The sequence below is a fragment of the Actinomadura harenae genome, from assembly GCF_003696215.1.
GTDB classification, from domain to species: domain Bacteria; phylum Actinomycetota; class Actinomycetes; order Streptosporangiales; family Streptosporangiaceae; genus Spirillospora; species Spirillospora harenae.
In genome coordinates this window covers 65,934-80,723 of record NZ_RFFG01000037.1, presented here as the reverse complement: position 1 = coordinate 80,723, position 14,790 = coordinate 65,934, and the positions used below count along the sequence as shown (strand labels likewise).

The 14,790-nt window shown below is 73.5% G+C and carries 13 protein-coding genes; 11 read left to right on the top strand and 2 right to left on the bottom strand.

The window, feature by feature from the left end:
- From EBO15_RS21325 to EBO15_RS21300, 6 genes are all read left to right on the top strand, one after another.
- On the top strand, window positions 1–2,158 hold a 2,158-nt coding region (locus tag EBO15_RS21325), incomplete at its 5' end, for a serine/threonine-protein kinase (RefSeq protein ID WP_122196193.1).
- Window positions 2,155–3,504, top strand: a complete 1,350-nt coding sequence (locus tag EBO15_RS21320) for a PP2C family serine/threonine-protein phosphatase (protein WP_122196182.1) — start codon at window positions 2,155–2,157, stop codon at window positions 3,502–3,504. The genes EBO15_RS21325 and EBO15_RS21320, both read left to right, overlap by 4 nt.
- Window positions 3,501–4,802: a VWA domain-containing protein gene (locus EBO15_RS21315; RefSeq protein ID WP_122196181.1), complete on the top strand. Its 1,302-nt coding sequence runs from the start codon at window positions 3,501–3,503 to the stop codon at window positions 4,800–4,802. Before EBO15_RS21320 ends, EBO15_RS21315 begins: the two co-directional genes overlap by 4 nt.
- Window positions 4,803–4,843: 41 nt before the next feature.
- Window positions 4,844–5,662, top strand: coding sequence for an FHA domain-containing protein (locus EBO15_RS21310; protein ID WP_122196192.1), 819 nt, complete (start codon window positions 4,844–4,846; stop codon window positions 5,660–5,662).
- Complete coding sequence (locus tag EBO15_RS21305) at window positions 5,659–7,197, top strand: hypothetical protein (RefSeq protein WP_233616337.1); 1,539 nt, start codon at window positions 5,659–5,661, stop codon at window positions 7,195–7,197. The genes EBO15_RS21310 and EBO15_RS21305 overlap by 4 nt, the downstream gene beginning before the upstream one ends.
- Before the next feature lie 2 nt (window positions 7,198–7,199).
- A complete protein-coding gene (locus tag EBO15_RS21300) occupies window positions 7,200–8,090 on the top strand; it encodes a glutamate ABC transporter substrate-binding protein (protein ID WP_233616336.1) in 891 nt (296 codons plus the stop codon).
- Between the two features lie 36 nt (window positions 8,091–8,126).
- Here the strand turns inward: EBO15_RS21300 and EBO15_RS21295 are convergent, their stop codons facing one another.
- Window positions 8,127–8,468 carry an STAS domain-containing protein gene (locus EBO15_RS21295; protein ID WP_122196180.1) on the bottom strand — a complete coding sequence of 114 codons (342 nt, stop codon included), beginning with the start codon at window positions 8,466–8,468 and terminating at the stop codon, window positions 8,127–8,129.
- A 303-nt stretch (window positions 8,469–8,771) separates the two neighbouring features.
- On the opposite strand from EBO15_RS21295, the gene phoA reads away from it, so the two are divergent.
- Window positions 8,772–10,139 (top strand): alkaline phosphatase, encoded by a 1,368-nt coding sequence (gene phoA / locus EBO15_RS21290; protein ID WP_122196179.1) that lies wholly within the window; start codon window positions 8,772–8,774, stop codon window positions 10,137–10,139.
- Window positions 10,140–10,669: 530 nt separating this feature from the next.
- Complete coding sequence (locus EBO15_RS21285) at window positions 10,670–11,344, top strand: lysophospholipid acyltransferase family protein (RefSeq protein WP_122196178.1); 675 nt, start codon at window positions 10,670–10,672, stop codon at window positions 11,342–11,344.
- 71 nt (window positions 11,345–11,415) lie between these two features.
- Here the strand turns inward: EBO15_RS21285 and EBO15_RS21280 are convergent, their stop codons facing one another.
- Window positions 11,416–12,027: a hypothetical protein gene (locus tag EBO15_RS21280; RefSeq protein ID WP_147481594.1), complete on the bottom strand. Its 612-nt coding sequence runs from the start codon at window positions 12,025–12,027 to the stop codon at window positions 11,416–11,418.
- 154 nt (window positions 12,028–12,181) lie between these two features.
- Here EBO15_RS21280 and EBO15_RS21275 point away from each other — a divergent pair, with 154 nt between their 5' ends.
- The 3 genes from EBO15_RS21275 (at window position 12,182) to EBO15_RS21265 (ending at window position 14,728) form a co-directional block, all read left to right on the top strand.
- Window positions 12,182–12,925: a hypothetical protein gene (locus tag EBO15_RS21275; protein ID WP_233616334.1), complete on the top strand. Its 744-nt coding sequence runs from the start codon at window positions 12,182–12,184 to the stop codon at window positions 12,923–12,925.
- A 16-nt stretch (window positions 12,926–12,941) separates the two neighbouring features.
- Window positions 12,942–13,202 carry a hypothetical protein gene (locus EBO15_RS21270; RefSeq protein WP_233616333.1) on the top strand — a complete coding sequence of 87 codons (261 nt, stop codon included), beginning with the start codon at window positions 12,942–12,944 and terminating at the stop codon, window positions 13,200–13,202.
- A gap of 194 nt (window positions 13,203–13,396) precedes the next feature.
- Entirely contained in the window at window positions 13,397–14,728 is a 1,332-nt protein-coding gene (locus tag EBO15_RS21265) for a flotillin family protein (RefSeq protein ID WP_122196176.1), read from the top strand.
- The last annotated feature ends 62 nt before the right edge of the window (window positions 14,729–14,790 follow it).

Here is a 14,790-nt window from a genome sequence, read left to right as displayed (position 1 = left end):
GGGCGGCGGATCGGGCGACGCAGGCGGGTCGGGGCCGGGATCGGGGTCGCGGGGCACACGGGGCTCCGGGCGGACGGCGACGCGGGGCAGCGGCTCCGGCGGGTCGCGCGGGAAGGGCCAGCGCGGCGGGCTCGGCGCGGGCCTGGTCGACGTGCCGCCCGTGCCCTACCGGGACCCGGCCGACGCGATCATGGAGAACCCGGAGGTCCCGGAGAACCGGCGGTTCTGCAGCCAGTGCGACGAACCGGTCGGCCGCTCCCGCGAGGGGCTCCCCGGACGCACCGAGGGGTTCTGCCGCAACTGCGGGCACCCGTTCTCGTTCACGCCGAAGCTCAAGCCCGGCGACATGCTCGGCGATCAGTACGAGGTGCTCGGCTGCCTCGCGCACGGCGGGCTCGGCTGGATCTACCTGGCCCGCGACCACAACGTGTCGGGGCGCTGGGTCGTCCTCAAGGGCCTGCTGGACGTCGGGGACACCGACGCGATGGCGGCCGCGACGGCCGAGCGGGCGTTCCTCGCCGAGGTCGAGCATCCCAACATCGTCAAGATCTTCAACTTCGTCCGGCACGGCGGGTCCGGCTACATCGTCATGGAGTACGTCGGCGGCCGGTCGCTGAAGGACATCCTGCTCAGCCGCCGCCGGGAGCACGGCGAGGACGCGGCGCTGCCGCTGCCGCAGGTGATCGCCTACGGGCTGGAGGTGCTGAGCGCGCTCGGCTACCTGCACAACGTCGGGCTGCTGTACTGCGACTTCAAGCCGGACAACGCGATCCAGAGTGAGGAGCAGCTCAAGCTCATCGACCTCGGCGGGGTGCGGCGCGCGCTCGACTCGGGCAGCCCGATCTTCGGGACGCCCGGCTACCAGGCCCCCGAGATCGCCGCGCGCGGGCCGTCGGTGCCGTCCGACCTGTACACCGTCGGCCGGACGCTGGCGGTGCTGAGCTTCCCGTTCCGCGGCTACACCAAGCGGCACCTGCGCAGCCTGCCGCCGCGCGACGAGGTGGAGCTGTTCCAGCGGAACGAGTCGTACTACCGGCTGCTGCGGCGGGCCTGCCACGGCGACCCGGCCCGGCGGTTCCAGAGCGCGGCGGAGATGGCCGAGCAGCTCACCGGGGTGCTGCGGGAGGTGCTGTCCGCGGAGGGCGGGCGGGTGCCGTCCGCGCCGTCCCCGCTGTTCGGGCCGGAGCAGAACGCGGCGGGCGCCGAGGTCGCCGACATCGAGGACGAGCTGGACGGCGGCGCGCCGATCCTCCAGCGGCTGACGCCGGGCGTCGCGGCGGCGGCGCTGCCCGTCCCGCTGGCCGCGACCGACGACCCGGCCGCCGGGTTCCTGGCCGGGCTGACCTCACGCGACCCGGACGACCTGGCCGCGGCGCTGGCGTCCGCGCCGTCCGCGTCGCCGGAGGTGCGGCTCGCGCTCGCCCGCGTGTCGATCGAGCGGGGCGACCTGGCGGCGGCGGACCGGCTCATCACCGAGTTCGGCGCGGACCACGAGGACGACTGGCGCGCCGACTGGTACCGGGCCGTCCGCGACCTGGCGGGCGACCGGCCCGGCATGGCCGCCGCGATGTTCGACGACCTGTACGACCTCATGCCGGGGGAGCTCGCGCCGAAGCTCGCGCTCGCGTTCTGCGCCGAGCTCCAGGGCGACTCGGCCACGGCCGCCGCGCACTACGAGACCGTCTGGCGCACCGACCCGACCTATGTCAGCGCCGCGTTCGGCCTGGCCAGGGCGCGGCTGGCGCGCGGCGACCGGAAGAGCGCGCGGGACGTCCTGGACTCGGTGCCCCGGGTGTCGAGCTACTACGTGTCCGCGCAGCTGGCGGCGGTCGCGACGACCGTCCGGGGCCGTCCGCCCGGCGAGCTCGACCCGCAGACCCTGATCTCCACGGGCCGCCGCCTGACCGGCATGCACCTGGACACCGAGCGCCGCGACCGGTTCACCGCCGAGGTGCTGGAGGCGGCGCTCGGCTGGCTCCGCTCCGGCGCCCGGCCGCCCGCCGCGGGCCCCCTGCTCGGCACGCCGCTCACCGAGCGCGACCTGCGCCGCAAGCTGGAGATCGTCTACCGCCACCTGGCCAAGCTCGCCGACCGTCCGGACGTCCGGCACGCGATGGTGCGCCGCGCGAACACCGTCCGCCCGAGGACCCTGCTGTGATCGCCCCCGCGCGGCCCCGTCCCTGCCCGGACTGCGGCGAACCCGTCCAGCCGGGCGACCGGTTCTGCGAGCGCTGCGGCCGCGAACGCCCGGCCGCCCCGGGACGGCCCGGCGCGCACGTGACGGGGCGGTGCGTGGACTGCGGGGCCGTGGCCGTCGACGCGGAGGGCTACTGCTGCCGCTGCGGGCTGCGGCAGCCGACCGGGCGCGAGCACAGGGAGGACGTCCTCTCCGGCCCGGACGGACGCGTCGCGGCGGCGGGCGTCAGCGACGTCGGGCGGCGGCGCCGGCGCAACGAGGACGCGTTCGCGCTGTCCACGGTCGAGCTGTCCACGGTCCCGCTGTCCACGGATCCGCCGGTCGTGTGCGCCGTGGTCTGCGACGGCGTCGCGACCGCGCCCGGCTCCGACGAGGCGTCCCGGGTGGCGGCCGAGACGGGCGCGGCGGTCCTCGCGCGGCGGCTCGCGGCGGGCGACGGACGCCTGTCCGCGACGCGCGCCGCGATCGGGCGCGCCGCCGAGGCGGTCGCCGCGCTCGCCGTTCCCGGCCCGTCCGGCTCGCCCGCCTGCACGTACGTGTCCGTCCTGGTGGACGCCACGTCGGTCACGGTCGGCTCGGTGGGCGACAGCCGCGCCTACTGGATCCCGGCTCCGTCCAGGGGCGCCACGCCCTGCACCCGCCTCGACATCCCCGCGCGTCCGCGCGTGGACGTGCCGCGCACGCGGGTGGCGACGGTCGAGTTCGCCCCCCGGGCGATCACCGGCGGATGCGCTCTGACCAGGGACGATTCGTGGGCCGAGGAGATGGTCCGGTCCGGGGCGATGTCGCCCGAGGCGGCCCACGCGGACCGGCGGGCGCACCTGCTGACGGGCTGGCTGGGCGCGGACGCCGGGGGCGCGGAGGCCGACGTGGCCGCGTTCGCCCCGAACGGCCCCGGAACGGTGCTGGTGTGCAGCGACGGCCTGTGGAACTACCTCCCGGCCGCCGCCGACCTCGCCGCCGTGCTGGACCGGACGGCCGATCCGGTCCGGGGCGTCCGGGCGCTGCTGGACGCGGCGCTCGAAGCGGGCGGACGGGACAACGTGACCGTCGTCCTGATCCCGTTCCCGCTCCCCGGCGCGGTGTCCGGGCCGGACGCCGCGACACCCGGCGGACGCGGTTCCGCCGGGACGGAAGGGGGCCCTCGGGCGTCCGAAAAGGGGGCCGGGGGCGCGGGGCGCGCGGACGGGACGTCCGATGGGGACAGCGGCGAGGACGGCCCGGCGTACGCGCCGATGCCGTACGAGCCGACGACGAGGGCCGTCTCAGGGATGCGGCCGGCGACGAGCAGGGAGACCCGGCGATGACCGACCGTCCGCCCTTCACGATCAAGGTCGACCAGAACCCGTACCTCGGGGCGGGCGGGCAGGAGATGCACGCCATCGTCACGGTCGAGGCGTCCGGGGCGTCACTCGGCGGACCCGCCGCCGGGGCCGCCGAGGTGATCGTCATCGACGCGTCCGGGTCGATGTCGTACGCCGGGAAGATGGCCGCGGCGAAGCGGGCCGCGGAGGCGGCGCTGCGCGTCGTCCGGGACGGGGCGCTGTTCGCCGTCGTCGCCGGGGCGAACGGCCCGCGCATGATCTACCCGCTGGAGAAGACGCTCGTCGCGATGAACGCGCGGCGGCGCGCGGAGGCCGTCCAGGCGGTGTCCCGGCTGGAGGCGTCCGGCGGGACGGCGATCGGGTCCTGGCTGCGCCTCGCCGACCGCCTCCTCGCGGACCGGGACGGCGCGGTCCGGCACGCGATCCTGCTGACCGACGGCAAGAACCAGCACGAGAGCGCCGAGGAGCTGGACGCGGCCCTGCGCGCGTGCGAGGGCCACTTCGGCTGCGACGCGCGCGGCGTCGGCACGGACTGGGACGTCGCGGAGCTGCGGAAGATCACGTCCGTGCTGCTCGGCGGCTTCCTCGACGTCCCCGACCCGGCGGACCTCGAACACGACTTCCGGCAGATGATGACGGACGCGATGGGCAAGCGCGTCGCCGACCTCGCGCTGCGCGTCTGGACGCCGCAGAACGGCCGCCTGCGGTTCGTGAAGCAGATGGTCCCGGCCGTCGAGGACCTCACCGGGCGCCGCGCCGACCGGGGCCAGATCGGCGACTACCCGCTCGGCGCGTGGGGCACGGAGAGCCGCGAGTACCACCTCTGCGTGGAGGTCCCGCCCGGCGACGTCGGACGGCAGGGACGCGCCGCCTGGGTGAAGCTGGTCCTCCCGGACGGCGGGGAGGAGCTCGCGCACGCGAACGTCCTGGTCGAGTGGACCGACGACGAGGGCCTGTCGACGCGGATCAACGCGCGCGTCGCGCACCACACGGGCCAGTCGGAGCTGGCCGACGCGATCCAGGAGGGCCTGGCCGCGCGCCGCGACGGCGACGAGGAGCGCGCGACGACCCGGCTCGGCCGGGCCGTGGCGCTCGCCCGCCAGGTCGGCAACGACGAGATCTCCGGGCTGCTCGACCGGATGGTGGAGGTCGACCGCGCGTCCGGGACGGTCCGGCTGAAGAAGGACGTGGACGCCGCCGCCGAGATGTCGCTCGACACCCGCTCCGTCCGGACGGTGCGGACCAGGCAGGACGACGAGTCTCCCGGGACGGGGGGCTGACCGAGGTGGCCGGGTCCAAGGACAGGGCGGGCGGCGATTCGATGCTCACGTGCGGTGTGTGCGCGGCGGAACTGCACCCCGGCGAGGAGTTCTGCGACGCGTGCGGGTCGCGCGTCGAGTCCGCGCCGCGCCTGGAGTTCGCCCCCGAGAACGGCGCCGAGAACGGCGCCGGGAACGGCGCCGGGAACGGCGCCGGGAACGGCGCCGGGAACGGCGCCGCCGCGTCCTCGCGGGCCGGCGGGACCGCCGCCGAGGGGGCGGTCGCGATCTGCCCGGGGTGCGGGTCCCGGAAGTCGGGCAGGTTCTGTGAGGTGGACGGCTACGACTTCGACACCGGCAGGCAGGCGGAGCGCCCTGCCGCTTTTACCGAGCCAGCCGCCTTCACCGAGCCCGCCGCCTTCACCGGGCCGGACGGCCATGCCCCGCCCAGGCCGCGGGTCTGGACGGCCGTGGTCGCGGCCGACCGCGCCTACTACGAGGCCGTCCTCGCGCAGGGCGGCCCGGAGGCGGCGGCGATCGTGTTCCCCGCCTACCACCCCGAGCGGCGCATCGCGATGGCCGGCGACCGCGTGCGGATCGGGCGGCGCAGCGTGTCGCGGGGGATCGTCCCGGAGGTCGACCTGTCCGTCCAGCCCGAGGATCCGGGCGTCTCCCGGCAGCACGCGGTACTCCTCGTCCAACCGGACGGCACATGGACGCTGGTCGACCACGGCTCGGCGAACGGCACGACGCTCAACGACGACCTCGACCCGATCCCGGTGAACGTCCCGGTCCCGGTGAAGGACGGCGACCGCGTCCACGTAGGAGCGTGGACGACCATCACGCTCAGGAGCCCGGACAGCCTCAGGAGCCCGGAATGACCACGCCGACACGGCAGCCGGACGTCCCGGCCGAGCAGCCCGCCGCGACCCCGGGAACGCCTCCGGCCAAGAGTGCCGGACGTCCCCTGGAGCGGCAGCGCGGACGCCTGGCCACGCTCGTGCGCGGGCGGTGGCTGAAGACCGTTCCCGGACGCATCCGCGGCTGGACGGCGCTCGCGGTGGTCACCGTCGCGGCGCTCGCCCTCGCCCTCATGCTCGGCCTCCAGAACGCGCGGCAGGGCGTCCAGACGATCGGCCACGACGCGGGCCCGCAGGTCGTCGCGACCGGCAACCTGTACTTCGCGCTCAGCGACATGGACGCGCAGGTCGCCGACATCCTGCTGATCGGCCGCGACCAGACCCTCGGCATCGGCCGGACCGAGTCGCTGCGGCGCTACGACCAGGCCCGCTCGGACGCCAGCCGCGCCGCGATCCAGGCCGCGCAGCTCGCCGGGAAGGACACCGACCGGCAGCGGACCGTCCAGGAGGTCATCGACGGGCTCGGCGAGTACCAGCGGCTCGTCGGGCAGGCCCTGGTGCTGAACGACCAGTCGGCGCATCCGGCGGGCGAGGTCCCCGGGCCGGTCGTCGGGACGTACCGGCAGGCGTCGGACCTGATGAAGCTGGAGCTGCTGCCGAAGGCGTACAACCTGACGCTGGACAGCGGCGCGACCGTCCGGCAGTCCTACCAGGAGAAGCGGACGAGCGTCCTGGCCGCCCGCTACTGGGTGCTCGCGGCGGGCGGGGGCGCGCTGCTGGTGCTGGTGTTCGGGCAGCTGGCGATCACCCGCGAGTTCCGCCGGCTGCTGAACCCCGGCCTCGTCCTCGCGACCGTCGGGACGATCCTCCTGGTCGCGGTGGGCGTCGGCGTGCTGAACGCGCAGGCCGGGCACCTGCTGCGCGCCAAGCGGGACGGGTTCGACTCCGTCCTGACGATGTCTCGTGCGCGCGCGATCAGCCACAGCGCGTTCGCGGACGAGTCCCGCTTCCTCCTCGACCCCGGACGCGCCGACACCTACGAGCAGAACTATCTCGACAAGGCGTCCGCGATCCTCTACGTCGAGCCCCCGAAGGACAAGCCGGCGAACCTCGCGACGTACTACGCCCTCGCGGTGAAGGCCGCGACGACGTACCGCCCGGACGACCGGTCGGCGTTCCTCGGCCTGCTCGGCGACGAGGCGCGGCAGGTCCGCGAGGGCAAGGAGAGCGACGCGCTCGCGAGCGTGCTGCGCGCCTACGCGACGGTGCTGTCCAACGACCAGCGCATGCGGGCGCTCGTCGCGTCCGGCGACCGGCGCGGCGCGATCGACTTCCGCATGGGGCGCGGCTCGTCGGCCATCCGCGACTTCGACGCCTACGACGCGGCGCTGCGGTCCCTGGCCGCGACGCACAGCGCCGCGTTCGACCGCGCGATCCACCAGGCCGACGGCGGGCTGTCCGGCTGGAAGGTCGTCCCGCCCGTCGCGGCCGTCGTGATCGCCGCGCTGGTGCTGGTGGGCGTCCGCCCCCGGCTCGCCGAGTTCGGAAGGATCTGACGATGCCGTCCACGCCCCAGGGCGTCCCGGCGGGGACGCGCCGCTCGCCCGGACATCGTCCGCGGACGCGTCGTCTGCGCGCCGCCTCCGTCGTACTGGCGATGGCGTGCGCCCCCGCGGCCCTCGCCGGATGCTCGCTGGGCTCGTCGGACCAGCACTCGATCCTGCACCGGCACTCGCTGGTCATCGGCGTGAAGGGCGACCAGCCGGGCCTCGGCCTGCTCGTGAACGGCCACTACCAGGGCTTCGACGTGGACGTCGCGACGTACGTGGCGACACGGCTGGGCGTCCCGGCGTCGCGGATCACGTTCAGGACGACGCCGTCGTCCGTCCGCGAGAAGGCCATCGAGGACGGGACGGTCGACATGGTCGTCGCGACGTACTCGATCACGCCCGCCCGCAAGACGCAGGTCACCTTCGCGGGCCCCTACTACGTCGCGCACCAGGACACCCTCGTCCGGACCAGCGACCGCTCCATCACCAGCGTCCACGACCTGGCGCGGAAGAAGATCTGCGCGGTCAAGGGCTCCAACTCGTGGCGGCGCATCACCGACGAGCGCAGCATCCCGGCCGTTCCGGTGGACGTGGCGACCTACAGCGACTGCATGCCGCTGCTGATGAACGGCAGGATCGACGCGTTCTCGACCGACGACCTGATCCTCGCGGGGTTCGCCGCGGGCCATCCGGACGTCCACCTCATCGGCGCGCCGTTCACCGACGAGAAGTACGGCATCGGCATGCGCAAGGGCGACCTGGCGGGCTGCGAGGCCGTCAACCGCATCCTCACCGGCATGTACCAGGACGGCTCGGCGGGCCGGTTCCTGGACCACTGGTTCGCCGACACCGGCGCGAAGCTGACCACGAGCGTCCCCCAGTTCGAGGGCTGCTCATAACGCCTGCCCGTCAGGACGACCGGTCAGGACGGCGGGTCAGGTCGCGACGGCGTCGGTGGCCTCCCGCAGGGTGTCGTAGATCGGGATGTACTGGTCGATCCCGGTGATCCGGAAGACCCGCCGGACCCGCGGCGGCAGCGCCACCAGGGCGAAGCCGATCGCGCGCTCCGACGCGCGCCGGTTCGCGCCGACGACGGCGTTCAGCCCGCTGGAGTCGCAGAACGTCACGTGCCGCATGTCGACGACCAGTGGCTGACCGATGTCGATGACGTCGGTCAGCGTCTTCTCCAAGGCGGGACGGGTCACCACGTCGATCTCGCCCTGGACGCGCACCAGGGTGCAGCGGTCATGGCGCATCAGGTTCACGTCGAAGTCCATGCTCGTCCCCCCACCCCTCCCGAGAGCAGCGGCCGTCCGGCGGGCCCGCCCGCCCCGGGCGCGTCCTTCGCCCGGGGCCGGCCGAGCGTGGCCGGACCTCCCAGAATCCCGCACCGCCGCAGGCATTCCAAGCGCTTCGCGGGAATGGGTCGGGGAGGGCGGGGACCGGTCCGGCGCCCGTAACGGGCACCAGCGGTTCGAGATCGTTCACGTCGCGTCCATCTGAAACGGGCATATCGCTCATCTGCGGCTGGTGCAGTTACCCCGCTTCGACTCGTCCGAAACACAAGGGGAGGTCAGCCGATGTCTTCGGCTGGAAAGGTGCGGCGGCTCGCCGCGATCACGCTCGCGGCAGGGGCCGCCACCACCGTCGTCGCGTCCGGCGCGGCGAACGCCTGGAACGGCGACCGGACGGGCGACGTCCGCCACGCCATCCACGGTGGCAAGGCCCGCAACGTCATCCTGCTGATCGGCGACGGCATGGGCGACTCGGAGATCACCGCCGCCCGCAACTACTCCAAGGGCGCCGCCGGCCGCCTCAACATGGACAAGCTGCCGCTGACCGGCGCGTACACCACCTACGCGCTGCAGAAGGCCAACCCGAACCTGCCCGACTACGTCACCGACTCGGCCGCTTCCGGGACGGGCTGGGCGACGGGCCACAAGTCCTACAACGGCGCCATCTCCGTCACCCCGGACGGCAAGCCGCAGCAGACGATCCTGGAGCTGGCCAAGCGCGCCGGCTACCGCACCGGCGACGTCACGACCGCCGAGCTGACCGACGCCACCCCGGCCGTCCTCGCCGCGCACGTGCTGGACCGTTCCTGCCAGGGCCCGACGGACATGAAGGCGTGCGCGCCCAACGCCAAGGAGAACGGCGGCGCGGGCTCCATCGCCGAGCAGCAGGTCCAGACCGGCGCCGACGTCTACCTCGGCGGCGGCAAGGCCCGCTTCGGGCAGACCGTCCAGGCCGGGAAGTTCAAGGGCAAGACGGTCGTCGACCAGGCCAAGGCCGCGGGCTACAGCGTCGTCACCGACGTGAACGGCCTCGCGTCCGCCCGTCCGGGCAAGGACGGCCGCCTGCTCGGCCTGTTCTCCGACGGCAACATGCCGCAGGAGTGGACCGGCCCGCTCGCCAAGGTCGGCGGCACCGACCCGTCCCGCTGCACCCCGAACGCGCAGTTCAGCGGCCCGCACCTGACCCAGATGGCGTCCAAGGCCCTCAGCGTCCTGGACGACCAGGCCCGCAAGGGCAAGAAGGGCTTCTTCCTCCAGATCGAGGGCGCGTCGATCGACAAGCGCGACCACTCGGCCGACCCGTGCGGCCAGATCGGCGAGACCGTCGAGTTCGACAAGGCCGTCAAGCTGGCCCAGGACTACGCGCGGCAGCACCCCGACACCCTCGTGGTGACGACCGCCGACCACGGCCACACCAGCCAGATCATCCCGCTGGAGGCCAAGAGCCCCGGCCAGACCGCGACCCTGGTCACCGACGAGGGCGCCCAGATGAAGATGAACTACGCCACCAACCCGGCCGGTGAGTCGCAGGAGCACACCGGCACCCAGGTGCGCATCGCCGCCCAGGGCCCGCAGGCCGCGAACGTGGTCGGCGTGACCAACCAGACCGACCTTTTCGGCACCATCACCCGCGCGCTGGGCCTCCGCCACTAAGCGCAGCACCGGCTCCACGAGCCACCCGGTCCCCTCAGGGCCGATTCCGACGGACCCGTCCGATCCCGCGCACCCGGGACCGGGCGGGTCCGCTCGTCTGCCCGTGGTCCTTGGTCCTTCGGACGGGGCCGCTGGTTCGTCCGTGGTCCTTGGCCAGGGTGGTGGCGGGGGTGGGTGCGCCGTTGTTCCGGACGTGCCCGGGGTGCCTTACCGGCGTGTCCGCTTCCAGGGGTGGGGTGGCGCCGTCCGTGCCGGGACCGGGGGCCTGAATGGGGGGTGCACGGGACGCGCGTCCAGCCTGTGGTATCGCCGCTATTCGCGTTATCCGGAAGATGAAACCTACTCACCGGAAACCTACTGAAAAGTAGCCTCCATGTTCGGGTGAATTACCGGAATTCGTCCATCCTCGGTACCCTGACCTGCGGCTGGGGTGGCCGCCTGGGCTCCAGCCCGGCGAGCGGGAACTGCTCCGCGGCGTGCCGGGAACGGCTCCGGCGTTACAGTTGCGGGTGCCGAATTCTGGAGGCCGGGTGTTCTACACGTTCATGACGCGAATCGTCGCTCCGATCCTGCGTCTGCTGTTCCGGCCCCGCATCGAGGGGCTGGAGAACGTCCCCAAGTACGGGCCGCTCATCGTCGCCAGCAACCACCTGTCGTTCATCGACAGCTTCGTCATCCCGCTGGCCGTCCCGCGCCCGGTCACCTACATCGCCAAGGCCGACTACTTCGAGGGGAACGGCCTCAAGGGCCGGTTCGTCCGCTGGTTCCTCACGACCCTCGGCCACGTCCCCGTGCGGCGCGGGGCGCAGCGCGCCGCGATGGGCGCGCTGGAGCAGGCCGCCGAGATCCTCGACAACAGCGGCGCGTTCGCGATCTACCCCGAGGGCACCCGGTCCCGCGACGGACGGCTCTACCGGGGCCGCACCGGGATCGGCTGGCTGGTGCTGGAGTCCGGCGCCCGCGTCCTGCCCGTCGGCCTCGCGGGCACCGAGAAGATCCAGCCGATCGGCGCCTCGATGCCCCGCTTCCTCGGGCCCCGGCCGACCGTCCGCATCGGCGAGCCCCTCGACTTCTCGCACTACCGCGACCTGCCGCCCGCCAAGGCCCGCCGCCTCATCGCCGACGAGATCGTCGACCACATCCAGAAGCTGTCCGGGCAGGACTTCGCCGGCTGCTACAACGACCACGCCGACCTCAAGGCCTGACGTCACGAAGGCCTGACGTCACCAAGGCCTGACGTCCCGGGAACGGTCCGACGCCTCCGGGAGCCGTCCGGTCAGACGTTCGGCGGGGCCTGGTCCTTGATGTTCGCGCCGTTCTGGCCCGCCTCCTGGCGGAACTTCTCGATCGCGCCGCCGACCCCGCCGATCTCGTTCGGGTCGGCGTTCCCCGACTTCAGCTTGCCGGTCAGGCCGGACACGCTGGCCCAGAGGTTGTCGAGCGGCTGCTTGAGCGCCTTGCACAGCGTCGGGTCGGCGTTCACCAGCTTGCGGGCGGCGTTGAGGCGGTTCACCGTGAACGCGCCCGCGGCGGCGGCCTTCGCGATCGCCTTCCCGCGGCCCTGCGCGCCCGACTTGAACGACCCGGCCTGCCACGGCTTGTAGATGTAGCGGTGGAAGGACCCGAAGGCGAGCCCCGCGTCCCCGACGAACCGGGTCTTGGCGAACTTCTTGGTGGACGAGGTCGGGCAGGCCGCGGGCGACGCGGTCCCGGTCGCGCCCTCCGTGCCGGTCGCGCCTCCCGTGCCGCCGGCGCCGGGCGAGCCGGGCGAGGGCGTCGCGAGTTTGGACGCCCCCGTCGCGTGTTGGGCGCGGTTGCTGCCGCACGCCCCCGATCCGAGGAGCACCAGCGCCAGCAGGACGGGCAGCACAAGGAGTCTGCGCGACATCGTCATCTTCCCCCGTGAACATGGTGACCGATTGATCACACTCCGTAGTGCTCCTACCCCGGGCGCGGTGATCTGAAAGCGCGGGCCGGTCCGGCTCGTCCGATGGCGTGTCGTCCGCGCGGTTCCGGCCCGGACGCCCCGTAAGGTCGCGGGCATGTCCTCCCGATCGCCGTCCCCGCCCGCGTCCCGCGCGTCGCTCCGTCCCGCCGTCCGGGGCGCGGCGCCGGCCGCCGTGGCCGTGGTCATGGCCGTGGTCGGGCTGGCGGGGTGCGGCGGCGGATCGCAGGGCGGCGGCGGACGGAGGGCCGCGCTCGCGCTGACCGGCTACACGTCCGACCAGCTCAAGCAGGCCCTGCTGGGCGAGATCACCGGCTACCAGCGCGCGGGCGAACCGGATTCGGGGGAGTACGGCTCGCTCAAGGGCATCCAGAACTTCGCGCAGCTCCAGCGGCAGGTGTCCCTGGACAAGCCGCGCTGCGCCGACGCCGCGGGCGCCCAGCCCGCCGTCGACCAGGCCGCGCCCGCCGCGCTGGCCAGTTTCAACCGGGGCGACGGGCAGGTCGTCACCGAGACCCTCATGGGCATGCCGGACGAGGCGGCCCAGCGGCAGCTCGCGCGGCGCGTCCCGTCCGGCTGCCTGACCTTCAGGACGCGTGTCGGGACGCAGTCCGCCGAGCACCGCGTCTCGGAGTTCCCCGGCGGGACGATCGGACGCGGCTCGCGCACCGTCGGCGTCAGCACGATCAGCGGCACGTCCCACACGCGCGCCTGGTACGTCGTCCTGCGCGGGCGGCACTGCGTCGCGACCGTGAGCCTCTTCGGCCCGAACGCGACCCGCGAGGAGGTCGAGCAGCTCGCCCGCCAGGCCTACGACCGGAGCGAGCACTACCTTCCGTGACGGCGTCCCGGATACCGTGCAGACCAGCGCCCGCCGGGAGGCGGCGGCGCGGGACGGGCGGACCTGGGGGCGGCGCGTGAACGGCAAGGAGGGGCGGGTCATCGGCCGGATCGGGCCGGGGCTCGTCGGCGAGGTGATGATCCAGGTCCGGGGCGGCGCGGAGGCGTTCTACGCGCATCCGGTCGACCCGAAGGAGGAGATCGGGGTCGGCGAGATCGTGGTCGTCGTCGAGTACCACCCGCCGCGCACCGTCTATGTGGCCCGCGCCCTCATCTGACCTGACCTGACCTGGCCTGATCCGGCCGTCCGCCTCGTGTCCGCATCCGGACGGGTGTGGCGGGAACGATCCCGCTGTGGGGGAACCGATCGGGGCGTCATACCGTCTAGTGGTCAACGGCGCCGGAAACCGGACGATCAGGCTCCCCGGCGGTGCCGGAGTCCCGGCTTCGGCCGGGTCGGTTGGAGGGGCGGATGCCTGTGCTCATCGTGGCGGTAGCGGTCGTCGCCGCCGTCATACTTCTCATCGTCGTGTTCAAGATGATCTGGCGCGTCGCGGAGCCGAACGAGGCGCTGATCATCTCGGGGCTCGGCGCGCGGTCCAAGCCGGTCGACGGGCTGGACAGCCTGGGCTTCAAGATCGTCACGGGCAAGGGCACCATGGTGATGCCCGGCTTCCAGGTCGCCCGGCGGCTCAGGCTGGACATCCACAACACCACCCTCGAGGTGCACTGCGTGACGCAGCAGGGCATCCCGGTCCAGGTCAAGGGCGTGGTGATCTACAAGGTCGGGGACGACCTGGTCTCGATCGCCAACGCGTCCCGGCGCTTCCTGGACCAGCAGAAGTCGATGGACGGCGCGATCCACGAGCTGTTCACCGGCCACCTGCGCTCCATCATCGGCGGCCTCACCGTCGAGGACCTCATCCTCAACCGCGAGCGGCTGACCAGCGAGACCCGGTTGTCGGCCGCGGACGAGATGAGCAAGCTCGGCCTGGTCGTCGACTCGCTCCAGATCCAGGAGATCGAGGACGCGACCGGCTACATCACCAACCTCGGACGTCCGCACGCGGCCGCCGTCGCGTCCGCCGCCCGCATCGCCGAGGCCGAGCGGGACCGCGAGGCCACCGAGCGCGAGCAGGAGGCGGCCCGGCAGAACGCGGCCGTCATCCGCGACACCGAGATCAAGAAGGCCGAGTACGAGGGCCAGGTGAAGCAGGCCGAGCAGCAGGCGAAGCAGGAGGTCATCGAGAAGGAGACCCGCAACGCCGAGCTGGAGGCCGAGCGCACCGAGAAGGTGCTGGAGAGCCAGATCCGCAAGCCCGCCGACGCGCGCGCGTACGAGCGGGTCAAGCTGGCGCAGGCCGAGCGCGAGGAGCGCGTCCAGCACGCCCAGGCCGCCGCCACCGAGACGCAGCTGAAGGCGCAGCGCGACGCGGAGGCCACGCGCATCCTCGGTGAGGCGCAGGCCGAGGCGATCCGCAACAAGGGTCTCGCCGAGGCGGACGCCATCAAGGCACGCGCGCTGGCCCTGTCCGAGAACACCGAGGCGGTCATCGCCCAGCAGCTCGCCGAGCGCTGGCCCGAGATCGTCGAGGCGGGCGCGGGCGTGTTCGGCAACGTCGACAACATGGTCGTGCTGAACGGCGCGGAGGGCATCGAGGAGATGCTCGCCAAGGCGCTCACGCTCGGCGGCGCGGGCCTCGGCCTCGCCCGGAACCTGCTCGCGGGGACGGCGGGGACGCCGTCCCCGAACGGTCACAAGCCGGCGGAGGTCCCGCCCCCGGCGGAGACCCCGGAAGCCTGACCCCTTCCTCCCCGGCCGGGGCCCGGACGCCGCGACGCGTCCGGGCCCCGGCCTCTTTCCCC

What these genes read in the sequence shown, in the direction of transcription:
- EBO15_RS21280 (WP_147481594.1), bottom strand. Translation starts at nt 12,027, where the DNA reads ATGTCGCGCAGACTCCTTGTGCTGCCCGTCCTGCTGGCGCTGGTGCTC.
- phoA (WP_122196179.1), top strand. Translation starts at nt 8,772, where the DNA reads ATGTCTTCGGCTGGAAAGGTGCGGCGGCTCGCCGCGATCACGCTCGCG.
- EBO15_RS21305 (WP_233616337.1), top strand. Translation starts at nt 5,659, where the DNA reads ATGACCACGCCGACACGGCAGCCGGACGTCCCGGCCGAGCAGCCCGCC.
- EBO15_RS21315 (WP_122196181.1), top strand. Translation starts at nt 3,501, where the DNA reads ATGACCGACCGTCCGCCCTTCACGATCAAGGTCGACCAGAACCCGTAC.
- EBO15_RS21295 (WP_122196180.1), bottom strand. Translation starts at nt 8,468, where the DNA reads ATGGACTTCGACGTGAACCTGATGCGCCATGACCGCTGCACCCTGGTG.
- EBO15_RS21265 (WP_122196176.1), top strand. Translation starts at nt 13,397, where the DNA reads ATGCCTGTGCTCATCGTGGCGGTAGCGGTCGTCGCCGCCGTCATACTT.
- EBO15_RS21300 (WP_233616336.1), top strand. Translation starts at nt 7,200, where the DNA reads ATGCCGTCCACGCCCCAGGGCGTCCCGGCGGGGACGCGCCGCTCGCCC.
- EBO15_RS21275 (WP_233616334.1), top strand. Translation starts at nt 12,182, where the DNA reads ATGTCCTCCCGATCGCCGTCCCCGCCCGCGTCCCGCGCGTCGCTCCGT.
- EBO15_RS21310 (WP_122196192.1), top strand. Translation starts at nt 4,844, where the DNA reads ATGCTCACGTGCGGTGTGTGCGCGGCGGAACTGCACCCCGGCGAGGAG.